Origin of the sequence: Pseudomonas zanjanensis, from assembly GCF_014268745.2 — a bacterium.
Lineage (GTDB): Bacteria > Pseudomonadota > Gammaproteobacteria > Pseudomonadales > Pseudomonadaceae > Aquipseudomonas > Aquipseudomonas zanjanensis.
The window spans coordinates 2,713,892-2,731,248 of the sequence record NZ_JABWRB020000001.1 but is presented as its reverse complement, the minus strand read 5'-3'; the positions used below and the strand labels follow the sequence as shown (position 1 = coordinate 2,731,248).

The 17,357-nt window shown below is 65.3% G+C and carries 4 protein-coding genes; 1 reads left to right on the top strand and 3 read right to left on the bottom strand.

Translation table 11 applies throughout. From position 1 onward, the window contains the following. The first annotated feature begins 63 nt into the window (after positions 1-63). The gene (gene fhuF, locus HU715_RS11210; protein ID WP_186704820.1) at positions 64-747 is read left to right on the top strand and encodes a siderophore-iron reductase FhuF; all 684 of its coding nucleotides are present in this window, start codon (positions 64-66) and stop codon (positions 745-747) included. Between the two features lie 900 nt (positions 748-1,647). On the opposite strand, the gene HU715_RS11205 is transcribed toward fhuF, so the two are convergent. The 3 genes from HU715_RS11205 to HU715_RS11195 are packed head-to-tail and all read right to left on the bottom strand — an operon-like array spanning position 1,648 to position 17,322. Then, the gene (locus HU715_RS11205) at positions 1,648-3,294 is read right to left on the bottom strand and encodes a cyclic peptide export ABC transporter (RefSeq protein ID WP_186704821.1); all 1,647 of its coding nucleotides are present in this window, start codon (positions 3,292-3,294) and stop codon (positions 1,648-1,650) included. Between the two features lies 1 nt (position 3,295). Then, positions 3,296-7,126: a non-ribosomal peptide synthetase gene (locus HU715_RS11200; protein ID WP_186704822.1), complete on the bottom strand. Its 3,831-nt coding sequence runs from the start codon at positions 7,124-7,126 to the stop codon at positions 3,296-3,298. Beyond that, entirely contained in the window at positions 7,123-17,322 is a 10,200-nt protein-coding gene (locus HU715_RS11195) for a non-ribosomal peptide synthetase (protein ID WP_186704823.1), read from the bottom strand. Before HU715_RS11195 ends, HU715_RS11200 begins: the two co-directional genes overlap by 4 nt. Positions 17,323-17,357: the final 35 nt, after the last annotated feature.

The window sequence follows — 17,357 nt, the reverse complement described above, 5'->3', positions numbered from 1 at the left end:
CAGGCCTGGCCGCCGATACAGCGGGTCATCCGGCAGGCACCTGGCGAGCAGCCTTCCGTCGCGTTGAGCCAGCTTGCCGATCCTGCCGTGCTGCAACCCTTGCTGACTCGATTCGCCCTGCGTTACCCGGGGGTGAACCGTGCCGCCGTGGTGTCGCAGTGGTCGATGAACTACATGAGCATTGTCTTGCCCGCCACCCTGGCCTGTGTGCTGACGCGTCACTGCGCCATCGAGTTCTGGGGCGAGGACGCGCTGCTGTGGCACGACGACGGCCAACCGGCGGCGCTGGGCCTGGCTGCCGGGGTGTCGGACTTGGCCGCGGATGACCGGGCGGCTTACTGGTCGCGGTTGGTCCATGAGCACCTGGCGCCACTGTTCGGCACATTGGCCGCCGCCGGTGGCCTGGCCCCGAAAATATTGTGGGGCAACTTCGTCGCCATCTGGGACGGCGCCTTCGCCAGGATGGACCCGGAGCTGTCCAGGGATGGTTTCGCCGAGGCGCACCAGTGGCTGGAGCCCGTCACGGTGAACAATGGCCGCTTGAAGCTGCGCGGCCTGCAACGCATGGTCGAGTCACCGGCGCCGCAGATTTGCCCCAGCTTGCCCTTGCGCCGGCATTGCTGCCTGCATTACCAACTGCACGAGCCGGTCGAAGGCCAGCCGCCCGTGCTCTGCGAATCCTGCCCCAAGCTGCACCGCCTGCCGGTGGCGGAGCAGGTGAGCTACCTGCATTACATCTATGAGTAGGAATGAGCGCAGGTTTTGAACAGCCTTCGGGGTACTTGCCGGCATTCCATGTGGCTGAGCCACCGCTTTCGCGAGCAGGCTCGCTCCCACACTGGATCTGTGGTGAACACAAAATTCATGTCCGACACAGGACCACTGTGGGAGCGGGCTTGCTCGCGATGAGGCCGGCACATCCAACATCACCGCAAACTGACCCACCGCTTTCGCGAGCAGGCTCGCTCCCACACTGGATCTGTGGTGAACACAAATTTCATGTCCGACACAGGACCACTGTGGGAGCGGGCTTGCTCGCGATGAGGCCGGCACATCCAACATCAATGCAAACTGACCCACCGCTATCGCGAGCAGGCTCGCTCCCACACTGGATCTGTGGTGAACACAAAATTCATGTCCGACACAGGACCACTGTGGGAGCGGGCTTGCTCGCGATGAGGCCGGCACATCCAACATCACCGCAAACTGACCCACCGCTTTCGCGAGCAGGCTCGCTCCCACACTGGATCTGTGGTGAACACAAATTTCATGTCCGACACAGGACCACTGTGGGAGCGGGCTTGCTCGCGATGAGGCCGGCACATCCAACATCAATGCAAACTGACCCACCGCTATCGCGAGCAGGCTCGCTCCCACACTGGATCTGTGGTGAACACAAAATTCATGTCCGACACAGGACCACTGTGGGAGCGGGCTTGCTCGCGATGAGGCCGGCACATCCAACATCACCGCAAACTGACCCACCGCTTTCGCGAGCAAGCCCGCTCCCACAGGGGAAACGCGGACTCACCAAGCCCGTTTGGAAAAAGGCGCGTAGATTTTTCAAAAAAAACGGCGCTTTTCATTTCTGAAACAAGCGCCGTTTTTCCTGAGTGAACAGCATTACCTACAGTGTTCAGGGTTTGCTCAAGACAGCATTTCGGCCAAGGGCGCGGCATCAGACTGTGGGGCAACTTCGCTGAGCTTACCGTGTTCGATGCGGATCAACCGGTCGGCCAGGCCGAAGTAGGCGTCGTCATGGGAAATGACGATCAGCAGTTTGCCGCGCTCGCGCAGGTCCGGCAGGATCCGGGTGTAGAAAAAGTGCTTGAACACCGGGTCCTGGTCGGCGGCCCATTCGTCGAACAGATAGCAGGGGCGGTCGTCCAGATAGGCGCTGAGCAGCGCCAGGCGCTTGCGTTGCCCGGTGGACAGCGCCAGCGTGGTCAGCTTGCCTTCCTCGATTTGCACCTTATGGTCCAGTTGCAGGTGGACCAGGTAGTCCTGCGCCTGTTTCACCAAGTGCGGATCGTCGCCATCGAACAGGTTCTCGAACAGGCAGAAGTCGGTGAAGATCGCCGAGAAGTGCTGCCGGTAATGGTGGTTGTCATTGCTCGAGGACACTTGCTCGTCGAGCATGATCTCACCGCTTTCCGGTCGGTACAGCCCGGTCAGCAACAAGGCCAGGGTGGTCTTGCCGCTGCCGTTGCCGCCGGTGATGAACACCACTTCGCCGGCATTGAGGGTGAGGTCGATGGGGCCCAGGGTGAAGTGCCCGTCCTCGCGCTCGCGGTAGTAGGTGTGGGTGACCTGGCGGCACACCAGGCTGCGGACCTGGGTCGGCGAGATCGTGTCGAGGGTCTCGTCGGCGGTTTGCATCTCGCCTTCCAGGGCGCGGATCTTGTTCAGGGCCACGCTGGCCCGGCCGAGGGTCGGCAAGGCATGCATCAGTTCCGACAATGGCGTGATCATGTAGAGGATCGCCAGGATATAGCCGGTGACCAGGCTCACGCCCAGGTCGATGAAATGCGGCGCGGCGAACAGCACCACGCCGATCAGCAGGTAGAACACGGCATTGCCCCAGTTCAGGACCAGTGCATAGATGCTCATGCCCCGGACAAAATCGCGGCGGTATTGCTGGCTCACGGGTATCAGCAGGCGGGTGAAGAAGTGCTGCCGGCGCGGATGGTTGAGTTGCAGTTCCTTGCTGCCATCGGTGAGCAGGCGGTATTGATTGAACAATTGGTCCTTGAGCTCACGAGCACGGGAGATCGAGGTCAGGGCCCGGCGTTGCGGCCAGTGAAAGCTCAGGCTGCCCAAGGCGATCAGCAGCAGTGTCAGGCCGAGCAGCGGCATGCTGAGCCAGCCCAGGTAGGCGAGGCACGCGGCGATGATTCCGACGTTGACCAACAGGATCGGCACCAACTCCACGGCCTGGCTGATGGTTTGCGTATCGTCGGTGAGCATCGCCAGCAGGCGATGCTTGCCCAGGCGCTGCAATTGCGCGTAGGGCGTGTCGATCAGCTTGGCGCTCAGGTGCAGGCGCATGTCGTTGACCGCCGCCTGGCCCAGGCGCAGCAGGCTGATGTCGGAGATGATCCGCGACACCGCGACCAACACCACCAGGCCGGCGAAGAACAGGCCATCCACCGGGCGCAGCGTATCGAACATCTCCAGGCTGTGGTTGATGTTGGCGATCAGGCCGGCTGCCGCGAGGCCGCAGGTCAGACCCGTGAGGGTCGCCACCAGCAGTGCGCGCCAGGAGCGTTTAGCCATGAGTAACAACAGATCCATTTCAAACCGCTCCGTGTGTAGCAATGGCCGTGAGGCGCGCCGCCAATTGTTCGTGCAGGGCGCGTTGCTCAAGGATGGTCAGGTGTTGCGCTGCGATGACCTCGCGGGTCAACGGCCCACTGCTGAGGTTTTCCCAATGCGGGTCGGCGAATTCAGCCTGGGCCAGGGTATCGCTGGCCCACCAGACATGCACCGGGCAGCTCAACCGTACGGGCTTGAACGTGGCCAGCAGGTGCTGCGTATGCTGCTGGTAGCGCAGCCGTGTGTGTAAATGTTCCCAACTGTCGCCATCGAGTTGCAGGCCTTGTTGCCGTGCCCACTGGACCAGTTCCGGCAAGCGTGCCGCCGGGGGCAGGGCGTCCAGTTGCGCCAGCAACGCGGTCATGATCGGCGTTGACAACTGGCGTAACACGGCTTGGCTGTCCAGCGTCAGCGCTTGGGAGGCTGATTCCAGCAGCGCTTCGACACTGTCTTCCGGCGCTTGATGCTGGTATTGCGAGTCGATGATACCGAGAAACGCCACTTCTTCGCCCTGGCTTTCCAGGCGCGCGGCCGCGGCAATCGCGAGCAGGCCGCCGAGGGAGAACCCCAGCAGATGATAAGGCCCCTGGGGTTGTTGTTGGCGCAGGTGCTCGACGTAGCACGCGGCGAGGCTTTCGATATCGCCGCCCAGCGTCGTGCTGTCGTCGGTCAGGTATGCCGCCTGCAAGCCCCAGAGGTGCCAGGACGCAAGTGGCGTCAGCAGCGTGCGGTAATCCTGCACGTGGCCGGTGGAGGGGTGGAAGCAGAACAGATTGGCGGCTTCAACGGCGTTGGGCGCCGACAACCGCACCAGTGGCGAAAGCTTGAGTTCGGCCTGCACCAGTGCGGCAAATGCCGAGACGCTCGGGGCGTTGAACACCGCATTGACCGTCACCGGTGCCGACAGCGCAGTCTGCAAGCGGCTGGCAAGCGTCACCGCCGCCAGGGAGTGGCCGCCCAGCTCGAAGAAGTCGTCGTCGATGCCCACCCGTTCCAGGCCCAGCACCTGTGCCCAGACCTCGGCGAGCAGGGCTTCCAGCGGTGTGCGCGGCAAGGCGCTGCCGACGGTATCCAGCACTTTGTCGGCCCATTGCTGCAAGGTCTTGCGGTCGAGCTTGCCGTTGCCCATCAGCGGTAATGCCTCGACGATCCGCAGGGTCGGCAGCATGTAGTCCGGCAAGCAATCCTGGGCCTGGCCATGCAGCCGCGCGACCGTGGTCGAATGCCCGGGTGTCAGGGTCATGAAGGCGAACAGTTGCTGGCCGAGCTCGCCCCGGGGGATGCATTCGACCGCGGCCTGGGCCACGCCGGGAAGGCCGGCCAGTTGTGCCTGGATCTCATCGAGCTCCACGCGGAAACCACGGATTTTCACTTGGCGGTCGGCGCGCCCGGTGATCTCCAGGCTGCCGTCATGGCGATAGCGGGCCATGTCGCCGGTGCGATAGAGGCGTTCACCTGGCCGTTGGGCCAGTTCGATGAAACGTCCGGCATTTTGTTGTGCGTCCAAGTAACCGCGAGCCAGTTGCTGGCCGGCGATATACAGCTCGGCGCTCTGCCCGGGCGCGGCCAGCGCTTGCTGCTCGTCGAGCAGGTACAGGCGCATGCCGTCGAGGCGGTCGCTCAGGGGCAGGCGGCGATAGTCCATGGCCGGTTCGGCTTTGTGCATCACCACCCCCACGGTGGTTTCGGTCGGGCCGTAATGGTTGAAGACCGTCAGCGCCGGCGCGAGGCTGCGAATGCTTTGCAGCAGGCGCCGCGAGCAGCTTTCGCCACCGAGAATCAATTGCTTGCGCGGCAACACCGCAGCGCTCTGAGCGTGAATCAACCAGGCGTCGAGCAACGACGGCACGACCTTCAGGTGGTCGATCGGGTACTGCGCCTGCCAGGCTGCCCAGGCTTGGGCGTCCATCGCCGTTTCCTTGTCCAGCAGGTGCAATTCGCCGCCGCTGAGCAGCGCCGGGAACAGCAACGTGTAGCCCAGGTCGGCGGCCAGGGAAGTGACCACCGCACTGCGTTCGCCCACTCCCAGGGCCAGGCGCCGGGACACGCTGGCGACGTAGCTGGCGAGCTGCCGATGCTCGACGATCACGCCTTTGGGCGTGCCGGTGCTGCCGGAAGTGAACAGCACATAGGCCGCGTCCTGGCCTTGGACTTCGGCGTCGATTGCCGTGGCAGGCGCTTGCTGCCAAGTCGCTTCATCACTCAGGTCGAGGCTGCCGATGCCGGGCAACGCGGGGGCGCTGCCGGCCGAACCGCTAAGGACGAAGACCGGCTGGGCCTGTTGCAGGATCGCCAGGGAGCGTTGCGCCGGCTGATGCACATCCAGGGGAACGAATGCCGCGCCGCTCTTGAGCACGGCGAGCATGGCCAGGACCATCTGCGCCGAGCGATCCAGGTACAACGCCACGCGATCTTCGCGCCCCACGCCTTGGGCGCGCAGGTAATGGGCCAGTTGGTTGCTGCGCGCCTGCAATTGGGCGTAGCTCAGTGGCCCGTTGTGGTCGCGCAGGGCCAAGTGTTCGGGGAACTGCGCGGCACAGGCATCGAAATCGGCCGGCACGCTGGTAAACGGCAACGTTGCGACATCGTCCTGCAGGGCGGCCAGCGTCGCGGTGAAGCTCGGCGCCTGCAAGGACAGCTCGGCCAAGGGTTTGTCGGGGTGGGCGAGGGCATCGAGCAGCAGCGATTGGAACTGCTCCAGCAGGACCCGTGCGGCTTGTTCGCTGTAGCGGCCCGGCAGGTGGCAGAGGTTCAGGCGATAGCCGCCGGCGCTGGTCTCGGCCACCAGCAACAGTTCTATGCCCGCGGGGATGGCTTGGGCGTCCAGCACCGTGAGTGTCGATGCCAGGCTGCCCAAGGTGTCGAGTCGATCGGGCAACTGACCACCCCACTGGAAGCCGTATTGCGAAGCCTCGGCCGGCAGTGCAGCGCTGACGCCGCAATATTCCTGCCATTCCGTCGCGTGTTCGCAAAGCGCTTGCAGTTCTGCCAGCGCCTGGGAAAAAGGGCTGCCTGCCGGGGGTTGCCAGCGCAGGGGCAGGGGCTTGGCGAACAAGCCCCAGCAGTCGGCGAGTTCTTCATAGTCGTCGCGGCAATCGTGGACCCAGTTCAGGGTCAGTGCCGGGTTGTCACCGGTACTCAGGCGTTGCAACAGCACGCCCCAGGCCGTCATCAGGACCTGCTCGGGCGAGGCGTCGTGACGTTGGCAAAAACCGTCGAGGGCCACGCTCAACTGTGGATCGGCGCTCAGGCGAGTGGTCACCGGGGCGCCAGGGCGGTCGCTGCGTACCTGGCGGTAGAGCAACTCGCCGGCGGCCGGCTCGTCCGGGGCCTGGCTGGCCCAGAAACGCCGGCCAGGATCGGCGTCTTCATCGGCCTGCAATTCGTAGAGCCAGGCGCTGTACTGGGTATACGTCATGGCCTCGTCATCCACCGTCGGCGCATCCGTCGAGGCCAATGCCTGCACCAGGCGCAGCAGGGTCCCGCGATCCGCGCTCAGCGCCGGCAGTTGCAGCGTCACCCGGTGGCGATCGTCGCCGACGGCGTGCGCCTCGACGCTGATGGCGTCCGCGGCCATGACGGTGGATTCCACCACTTGCAACGGCATCAGCAAGCCCGGCTCAGGCCGCACCCGCAGGCGCAGGGCCTCGTGGCAGGCGCTCAGGGCGACGAGCCGTTGGCGCAGGCGCTCAAGGGCCAACGGGCCTGTTATTTCCAGTTCCAGGCGCACTGCGGGCAAACCCGCCAACCACTGGCTGCGTTGCTGGGGCGAGAGGGCGAAGGCTTCTTCACGTTTCTCGAAGGCGCTCATGCCTGCACCTCCGCAGTCGGCTGTGCTTCGGGCAGGCCGCCGATCAATTGTTCACGGCGCATCATCTGGCCCATGGCGACGCAGATCTTGCGCTCACCCTCGAAGGGATCCCGAGCGTGGGCCACCAGCATGTTGTCCAGCATCACCATGTCACCCTTTTGCCAACTGAAACGTACCGCGCAGTCTTCATAGGCCGCGCCGATTACCTGCATCACCGCGTCTTCGATCACGCTGCCGTCACCGTAGTAGACGTTGCGGGGCAGGTGCCCGGGACCAAACAGGCTGATCAGGTTGCTGCGAACTTCCGGCTCCAGGCAGGCGGTGTGGTGCAGTTGCACCTGATTGAAGAACGACAACTCCCCGGTCTCGGGATGCGCGACGATGGCCGGGCAATGCTGGGCGATCCGCAGGTTGTCGGCCCCCAGCCACTCCCAGCGCATGCCCGATGCCAGGCATTGGCGCTCGACTTCCTCGCGCTGTTCGGTCTTGAAGAAGTCCTGCCAGCGCACATCCAGCTTGTCGGTGAAGTGCCGCACGTAAAGCAGGCCCAGGGCCTTGAAGCGGGCGACGATATCCTCGGGCAAGCGCGCCAGCACCTGCCGGCAATCGACGATGGGCGTGCAGCCGCCACGTGGCGCCGGTGTTTCGCAGTAGAACCACTGCTTGCGTGGCCACTGCGGCAGATGGGAGCTCTCGTTGTGGAAGAGAATCATGTGCTGTTCCGGGTACGGCGTGGAGTGGTAGATGTTCTTGCCGGAAGTGTTCTTCGGCAGGTCGCCGTAGGTCCCGTACAGGTCCGGCTCGATGGCCTGGGCGAACTGCTCGAAAGCGGCGGCATCCGGCAGGTTGAAGCCGCGGAACAACAGGCCGCCGTGGGTCAGCAGTTGGGCGTTGATCCATTCCCGAGCTTGCAGCGCCCAGTGCACCGGGTCCAGGTCGCCGAGCAACGGCTCGATCACCAACGGCAAGGCTTGCCCGGCGTCGAGGGTGCGGGTACGGACCTGCTCGTGGGCCACCTGGCTCACGGCGGTTGCGCGGGTCTGCTTGAGCTTGCTCAGTTTCGACTGCTTGCGCGCGCTGCGGGCCGAGGCCTCGTCGAGCGACGCTTCAGGCTGGGACGGTGCGCTGGCATTGCCGCCCCCAAGGCGCCACGACCATTGGTCCAGCGCTTGCGCCGGGGCCACGACGAGCTGCTCCAACAGGTGCTCGAAACCTTGTTCGAGGCGCTGGATGGTCTGCTCTTGCAACACGCTGGTGCGATACACCCAGCGCACGTTCAGCCCTTGTTCCTCGTCTTCTTCGACAAACACGGCGAGGTCGAACTTGCTGCTCTCCTGGGGCGATACCAGGTGTTCCACCTCAAGGTCCGGCAGGCTGGCATTGCCGCTGGGCGTGTTCTGCATGACGAACAACACCTGGACCAGCGGATTGATCCCTGGCGTACGCGGCGGCTGCAGTTCCTCGACCAGTTTGTCGAACGGCACTTGCTGGTGCTGGAACGCCGACAGGCAATCTTCGCGCAAGCGCTGCAGGCGGGCGTCAAAGGTTTCGCCTTCGCTCAGGCGGGCACGGATCGGCAACACGTTGACGAAGAACCCGATGAGGTGTTCCAGGGCCGGATGTTCGCGGTTGGCCAGGTCGGTGCCGACGATAAAGTCATTGGCCCCGGTGGCCCGCTGCAACAGGCTGTTGAAGGCGTTGAGCAGGACCATGAACAGCGTCGCCCGTTGTTCCTGCGCATAAGCCTTGAGCACCTGCGTCTGGGCTGCGGTGAAGCGTTGCTCCAGGGCCGCGCCCTGGTAGTCGGGGCGTGCCGGGCGTGGCTGGTCAAGCGGCAGCGGGATCACCGTGGGCGCGCCGTCGAGCTGGCGACGCCAGTAATCGATGGCCCGGCCCAGCAGGCGCTGTTGCGCTTCGCTGCGTTGCCAGTAGGCATAGTCGGCGAACTGGATCGGCAACACTGGCAGCACCGGCGTCGAGCCGCTGGTGCGGGCCTGGTAGCCGACGATCAACTCCTGCATCAGGATGCCCATGGACCAGGCGTCCGTGGCGATGTGATGCAGCACCAGTTGCAGCACGTGATCGTCGCTTCCCAAGTGCAGCAGGTTGGCGCGCAGCATCGGCGCCTGTTGCAGATCGAACGGACGCCCGGCCTGTTCATCGATCAGGCGTTGCAGGGTTTGCGCCTGTTCCTCGCTGGCGAGGTGACTCAGCTCGGTGGGTGTCAAGTCGACCATCGGCGCCGGGCTGATGACCTGGCAAGGCTGGTCGCCGTGGAGGTGGAACGCGGTGCGCAAGGACTCATGGCGTTCGAAAACCGCTTGCAAGGCTCCTTGCAGCGCCGTGATGTCCAGCGCGCCACGCAGCCTGACGGTGGTGGTCATGTTGTAGGCGGCGCTAGGGCCTTCGAAGCGATCCAGGAACCACAACCGTTGCTGGCTGTAGGACAGCGGCAACGGCTGGTTACGCGGCGCCAGGGCGATTTCGCTGTCGCCGTCGGCCTCGCTCTGGGCGTCGCGCTGTCGATCCACCGCGTCGGCCAGTTGCTCGAGGGTGCCACGCTCGAACAGCGTGCGCAGCGGCAGGTTCACGTTCAACCGTCGACGAATCCGCGACAACACCTGGGTGGCCAGCAAGGAGTGACCGCCGATGGCGAAGAAGTCGTCGTGCACACCCACGTTGTCGAGGCCGAGAATCTCTTGCCAGAGTTCGGCCAGGACCTGCTCGGTCGGCGTGCGCGGTGCCATGGATTGCCCCTGCGCCGTTTCGTCCTGGGGCACGCCCAGGGCGACGAGGGCACGACGGTCGACCTTGCCATTGGCGTTCAGTGGCAATTGCTCAAGGGCCAGCCAACGAGCCGGGACCATGTAGCTTGCCAGTTGCTGGCCCAGGTAAGCGCTCAAGGCCTGTTGCGTGGACTCGCCGTCCAGGTCGGCCGCTTCGTCGAGCACATACCAGGCCACCAGTTGCAACGCGCCACGGGCATCGGGCAGCGCCAGCACCGCCGCGCTGTCCACTGCCGGGTGCTGCATCAGGCGGTTTTCGATTTCGCCCAGTTCGATACGGTGGCCACGGATCTTCACTTGCTGGTCGCGACGGCCGAGGTATTCGATCACGCCATCGGCGCGCATCCGGCCGATATCACCACTGCGATACAGGCGCGCATCGGCCTGGAAGGGGTGCGGGACAAAGGCTTCGCGGGTACGTTGCGGATCGCGCAGGTAGCCGCGACCGACGCCGACACCGCCGATGCACAACTCACCCGGCACGCCGATGGGAACCATGCGCAGGTCTGAATCGAGGACGAACACCTGGTTATTGGCGGTCGGCTTGCCGATGGGCATGTGCAGGCAGTCGTCGGCTGGCGCTTCGGTGATGGGGTAGAAGGCGACGTCGTCCGAGCACTCGGCGGGACCGTAGGCGTTCATCAACGCAATCGCCGGGAAGCGGGCGAACCAGTCCCGCGCCAGGGCCGGTGGCAATGCCTCTCCGGTGGGCAGGAGCCAGCGCAGGCTCGCCAGGGCGTGGTGTGCCTGGCTTTCCTGGAGCATGCCGCGAATCAGCGCCGGCACGGTTTCCAGCAGGGTCAGCTGATGTTCTTCAACAGCATCGAGCAGGGCCACGGGGTCGTGGGCCTGGGCATCGGGCAGGATGTGCACGGTGGCGCCGAGCAGCGGCGCGGCGAGGAACTGCCACACGCTGATATCGAACGCCGCCGAAGCGGTCTGGGCAATCCGGTCGTGCTCACCCAGGCCCAGGCTCGGGACCTTGCCGAACATGTTGTTGAGCATGCCTCGCTGTTCGACCATCACGCCTTTTGGCGTACCGGTGGAGCCCGAAGTGAAAATCACGTAGGCCAGTTGCTCAGGGGTGTGGGCGTAGGTGACCGGTGGCTGCTCGTTGCCTTGCCAGAGCGCCTGGGCGATCAGGCAGGTGGGTTGCTTGCGCATTTGCGGCAGGACGTTGTCCAGTGTCGAGGCTGCGTGCTCGCACACCAGCAACAGCGGCGCTTCACCCAGGTCCAGCAGTTCCGCCAGGCGGGCGTGGGGCTGTTGGATATCCAGCGACTGGAACGCCGCGCCGACCTTGAGCGTGGCGATCATCATCGTCAGCAGCGCCAGGCCGCGCTCGGCGAACAGCGCCACCAGGGTTTCCGGGCCGGCACCGGCGGCTTGCAACGCATGGGCGATGGCGTTGGCGCGGCGGTCGAGTTCGGTGTAGGTCAGCGATTGCCCCTGGCAGATGGCGGCCAGGTGTTGCGGGCGACTGCGCACTTGCTCGGCGAACAGCGCCGCATAGCCGCGCTCCAGGGGGAAGTCGACGTCGCTGCGGTTGCAGTCGATCTGCAACTGCCGACGTTCGGCCTCGGGCAGCATGTGCAAGCTGCCCAGGGGCGCCTGTGGTGTCTCGAGCATGCCCGAAAGCAACTGCACCAAGTGCCCGAGCATGCGTTGCACGGTGTCCGTGGTGAAACGCTGGCTGTCGTAGGACAGGCGAATGCCCAGGCGGTCGCCGGGGTACAACACCACCGTCATCGGGAAGTTGGTGTGCACGCGGTCTTCATAGATGTCGATGCTGAAGGCATCCAGTTGCACGCTGCTGATGTCCAGCGGCGCGTTCTCGAACACCACCAGGCTGTCGAACAACTGCTGGCCGCGCGGCACTTGGCTGCAACGCTGGATGTCCACCAACGATGCGCTTTCGTGTTCGCGCAATTGCGCGTTGTGGGACAACAGCGCTTGCAGCCAGTCGGCCACGGGCGCATCCGGGTCGACATCGATGCGCAGTGGCAGGCTGTTGATGAACAGCCCGACCATTTCTTCTACACCGGCGAGGTCGGTCGGGCGGCCGGCGACGGTCACGCCGAACAGCACGTCGCGGTTGCCGCTGTAGCGCGACAACAACAGCGCCCAGGCGCCCTGGATCCAAGTGTTGGGTGTCAGTTGGTATTGCTGGCACAGCTGCTGCAGACGCTGGGTCTGGGCGATGCTCAGGGTCTGGTCGAAGTCGCCGACCTGTTCCGGTGCCTGCTCCGGGCGGGCGACCGGGCTGTCCACATGCAGCGGCGTTGGCTCGCTGAAACCGGCCATTTCGGCTTGCCAGAACGCGTGGGCGGCAGCCATGTCATGACGTTCCAACCAGCTCATGTAGCCGCGGAACGAGCGCAGGCGTGGGCGGGCCACCGGCTCCTGGCGCACGATGGCCTGGTAGATCGCCAGCAGGTCTTCCATCAGCAGGCCGAAGCACCAGGCGTCGGTCAGGATGTGGTGGAAGCTGCGCACCACGGCGAAGCGTCGCTCATCGAGTTGGAACACCCGCAGGTGGGTCAACGGCGCACAGGCCATGTCGAAACCTTGCAGGCGTTGTGCTTCGAGGGCCTGGTCCATCGCCAGGCGCTGTTGCTCTTCGTCGAGGTGGCGCAAGTCCTGCCAGTCGAACGCCCGGTGGGTTTGACGATACACACACTGCAGCGGCTCATGGTCGTCCTGCCACCAGAACGCGGTGCGCATCATCGGATGGCGCTCGAGGAACAGCTGCCACGCGGCTTCCATCGCCGGGCGCTGCAAGGCCCCGTCCCAGCTGTAGCGTTGCTGCATCAGGTAGATGCCGCTGTGGGGTTGCAGCAGGGTGTGCAGGAGCATGCCTTGTTGCATCGACGACAGCGGGTAGACGTCCTCGATGTTCAGCCAGTCCAGCGGTTCGGCCGCCAGGGTCGCCGCTTGCTTGTGGCATAGCGGGAACGCCTGGCTGGCAGGGCGCAGGTCGGCTGCGGTGGCCAGCCCGGCGAGTTCGCCCAGGCGTTGTGCAAGGCGTGGTGCCCAGTCGGCGGCGAGGGTGCCTTGGCTGCGTACGTGCAGGCAGTCATCCTGCCACCAGGCGTCCAGGGTCAGCGGGCAAGTCGGCGTCGTCAATGGGCTTGCGGCTTCGACCTGGGCCAGGATGCCGCGTTCTTCGCGGTGGCTGTCGAGGTTGCCCAGCCAGCGGATGGCGACCGATGCCGCGGGCAGGTCGCGCAGCGGTTCTTGCAGGTAGGTGTTGTCCGACAGGTAGCGCAAGGCACCATAGTCGACGCCGTGTTGCGGGTAGGCGCGGATCTGCGCGGCCAGTGCCTGCAAGCGTTGCAGGAGGCTGTCGCCTTCGGTCTGGAGAAAGTACGGCACGGCCAGGGCCAACGGGCCCATGATGCGTGCCGGATCGAGGTCGGCCACGGCAATCGGCGCATCGACCGGCAGGCGCTCGGCGCTCGGCCGCGCATCGTGCACGCTCAGGGCGACCAGGCCATTGCCGCACGACTCGCGGCACTGTTCGGCCACGGCAGCGGCCAACAGGCTGTTCCAGTCCAGTTGCAGCACTTCGCCCAGGCGCTTGAGTTCGCCTGAGGTGACGGCTGGCAGGGTTTGTTCGTTCACGCTGGCCGGCTGTTGGCTGTCAGGCAGTTGCAGCGGTTCCACGCCGGCGTATTGCAGCCAATGTTCCCAGGCCTCGTCCAAGGCATCGCCCTGGGCATGGGCCAGTTGGTGCCGCGTCCACTGGGTGAAGTCGCCACCGGCGTAGGACAGGCGTACTGGCCGCTGATAACGCAGTTGCGCCAAGGCCAGGTTGAGGTCGGTCAGCAGCAGCGACCAGGACGCTTCGTCCAGGCACAGCGGATGTGCGGCCAGTAGCAGGGAATGTTTGCCGTCCACTTCCAGCAGACGGGCATGCAGGCTTTGGCCAGCCTCCAGCTCCAGCGCGTCGACACCGGCCTGGGCCAGGGTTTGCAGGTGTGCCGGGGCGCAGGTCGCCAGTTTCTCGGTGGCGATCACCGGGGCCTTGGCCGCGACCAGGACCCGTTGCTGCCACTCGCCCTCCGGCAGGGCCTTGAGCGCCAGGCGCAGGGCCTGGTGATGTTGCTGCAAGGCGCTGATGGCCTGGGTCAGCAGCTCGCTGTCGATGGCCTGGGTCAACGCCACGCAACGCCAGGTGGCGTGCAATGGCCCTTGTTGCAGGCGCGCCAGTTGTCCGGCGGCCAACGGCAGTTCATAGCCATTGGCACTCTCGTGCGCCACGCCCTGGCTGGCATCGGCGCCCAGCACGCGGGCGATGTCGGCGATGGTGCGGTTCTCGAAGAGCTGGCGAGGCGTGAGTTTCAGCCCTTGCTGGTTGGCGCGGGCAATGATCTGCAAGTTGATGATCGAGTCGCCGCCCAGGGCGAAGAAGTTGTCGTGCACGCCGACACGTTCCAGCTTCAGGACGTCTTGCCAGATGGCGGCCAGTTGCGCTTCGACTTCATTGCGCGGGGCAACGTGGGTGGCGCTGTCATCCGTGGGTTTGTGCGGGAGCGGCAAGCGCTGCACATCGACCTTGCCGTTACGGGTGAGGGGCAGTTCGTCGAGGGTGATGAAGTGCGCCGGCACCATGTAGTCCGGCACCCGCGCACCCAGGTCGTTGCGCAGTTTCGTGGCGGACAGCGACTGGCTGGCGACGAGGTAAGCCACCAGGCGCAGGCTGCCGTCCAGTTCCACGGCGCGGACCAGTGCTTGTTCGATCAGGGGCGACAGGCGCTTGATCTGCGCTTCGACTTCGCCCAGCTCCAGGCGATTGCCACGGATCTTGACCTGGCTGTCGACCCGGCCGAGGAACGCCAATTGGCCGTCCACTTGCCAGCGCACGCGGTCGCCGGTGCGGTACCAGCGTTGCTGGTCCGCGTCGAGGTGGAAGCGTTCGGCGGTCAGGTCCGGGCGGTGCAGGTAACCCCGGGCCAGGGCGCCGTTGATCAGCAGCTCACCGGACACTCCGGTGGGCACCAGGCGACCGTGGGCGTCCACGACTTGCAATTGACGATTCGGCAGTGGCCGGCCGAGGGCGATGCTGCGCAGGCCGGCGGGCAGTTCGGTGGCAATCGCCCCGACTGTCGCTTCGCTCGGCCCATAGTGGTTGAACACCCGCAGCCCTGGCGCCAGGCGGTTGACCTGCTCCAGCAGCGCCGGGCTGAGGGCGTCGCCGCCGAAGACCAGCAGGGCGCGCGGCAACAGGCGGGCATCGGGTAGCGCCTGCAACAGGCCGGCCAGATGGCTCGGGGTGATCTTCAGCACATCCACCGGGTGTTGGGCGAAGAGTTCGGCCAGTGCCAGGGGGCTGAAACCGCTGTCTTCATCCACCAGCAGCAGGCTGGCGCCGCTGCACAGGGCGCCGAACAGTTGGGTGTGGCCCAGGTCGGCGGCGATGCTTGACAGCAAGCCGTAGCGGGCCGCCGGCGGCGGGTTGAGTGCCGCGTGCACCGCCGTCAGATAATCGACGATGGACTGGTGCTCGACCACCACACCCTTGGGGGTGCCGGTGGAGCCCGAGGTGTAGATCACGTACGCGGCATCAGTCGGACTGTGGGGCACGGTTGGTGGTGTGTCTGGCTGGGCGGCGATGGCGTCGGCCTGTTCCGCCAGCCACAGCGTCGGCGTGTGCTCGGCCAGGCCGTTGAGCAGGGGCGAGGCGGCAGCGCCGACCAGCAGCGCGGCGCGGCTGTCCACCAGCACGTCGGCCAGGCGCCCGGCGGGCTGCTTGAGGTCCAGCGGCAGATAGGCGGCGCCAGCCTTGAGGGTGGCCAGCAGGGCGATCACGAACTCGGCGCTGCGTTCAAGGGCCAGTGCCACGACGCTGTCCTGGCCGATGCCCTGGGTGCGCAAGTATTGGCTGAGGCGGTTGGCCTGTTGGTCCAGTTCACGGTAGGTCAGGGCAACCTGACGGTCGCGGACCGCCAAGTGTTCCGGGTAGGCGGCCACTTGTTGTTCGAAGCGCTGGTGCAGGCATGCGGAAGGCACCGGCAGTTGCGCGCCGCGCCCCTGCGCGAGCAGTTGCTGGCGTTCTTCAGGGCTCAGCCACTCCAGCTCGCTGACCCGGCGCTGCGCTTGCGCCGTCATCGCCAACAGGATGGCGCGCAACTGTGCCGACAGCACCGCGACCTCGGCATCGCTGAAGCGACTGCGGTCGTAGCTGATCAGGTAGTGCAGTTGCTTGTCTGGCACCACGATCAGCGACAACGGGAAGTGGTTGCGGCCTTGGGTAAGGATGATGCCGTCGACCTGCTGGTCGTTGCTCGGGGCACTGAAGCTCAAGCCGCCGGTGTCCTGGTTAAGCGCGTCGGTGACCGGGAAATTCTCGAACACCAGGATCGAGTCGAACAGCGCCTGTTCGGCGGCGATGCGCGTCATCGACTTGAGCTTGCCCAGCGGCAGGTAGGCGTGGTGGCGCAGGTCGCTGTTGGCTTGCTGCAAATGTTGCAACCAGGTCACCAGCGTCGGCGCATCGGCCCATTGCACGCGCAGCGGCAGGGTATTGATGAACAGCCCGACGGTGCTGTCCACCGCCGCCAGGTTCTCCGGACGACCGGCGACGGTGACGCCATAGACCACGTCGTCACGCCCGGCGTGTTGGCCCAGCAGCAATGCCCAGGCGCCCTGGATCAAGGTGTTGATGGTCAGGTCGTGCTGGCGGGCAAAGCTTGCCAACTGCTCGGTTTCGCCGGCCGTCAGCAGGCTTTCCCGCTCGGCGAAGGGTGCCCCTGCCGGTGCCGGCTGGCGTACGGCGAAGGTGGGTAGCGGGGTCGGCTCGCTGACGTCTTGCAACTGCTCGCGCCAGAAGCCTTCGGTGGCGGCCATGTCCTGTTCCGCCAGCCAGGCGATGTAGTCCCGGTAAGGGCGGGTCGGCGCCAGGTCGGCGGGGCGGCCATGGGCGTGTTCGTAGTACAGCGCCAGCCATTCCTGGACGGCAATGCCGACGCTCCAGCCGTCCATGAGGATGTGATGGAAGGTCCAGATCAGGTGCCAGCGTTCGGGGGCCAGGCGCACCAGGCACACACGCATCAGTGGCGAGTCATTGAGCTCCAGCGGTTGTGCCCGCTGCTCCAGCGCCAACTGTTCCAGCGCGGCCTGGGGCTCGGCGCGGTCTTGCCAGTCCAGTTCGGTCAGGGGCAAGGGCACGTCCTGTTGCACCACCTGATAGGCGTCGTCCAGTTCTTCCCAGAGAAATGCACTGCGCAGCACGGCGTGGCGCTGCATCAGCGCCTGCCAGGCGCGGCGAAACGCGCTCAGTTGCAGCGGGCCGTTCATGTCCAGGCTCAATTGCTGGTAATAGACCCGCGAATCCGGTTCATAGACGCTGTGGAACAACAGGCCGTGCTGGGTCGGCGAAAGGGAGTAGATGTCTTCGATGTTGTTCATGCTTGCTTGGTCCATTTCAAAGTCTTGAAAACTCA

Bases quoted from the DNA above. Each gene is read 5' to 3' on its own strand.
- HU715_RS11200 (WP_186704822.1), bottom strand. From the start codon at position 7,126: ATGAGCGCCTTCGAGAAACGTGAAGAAGCCTTCGCCCTCTCGCCCCAG.
- HU715_RS11205 (WP_186704821.1), bottom strand. From the start codon at position 3,294: ATGGATCTGTTGTTACTCATGGCTAAACGCTCCTGGCGCGCACTGCTG.
- HU715_RS11195 (WP_186704823.1), bottom strand. From the start codon at position 17,322: ATGAACAACATCGAAGACATCTACTCCCTTTCGCCGACCCAGCACGGC.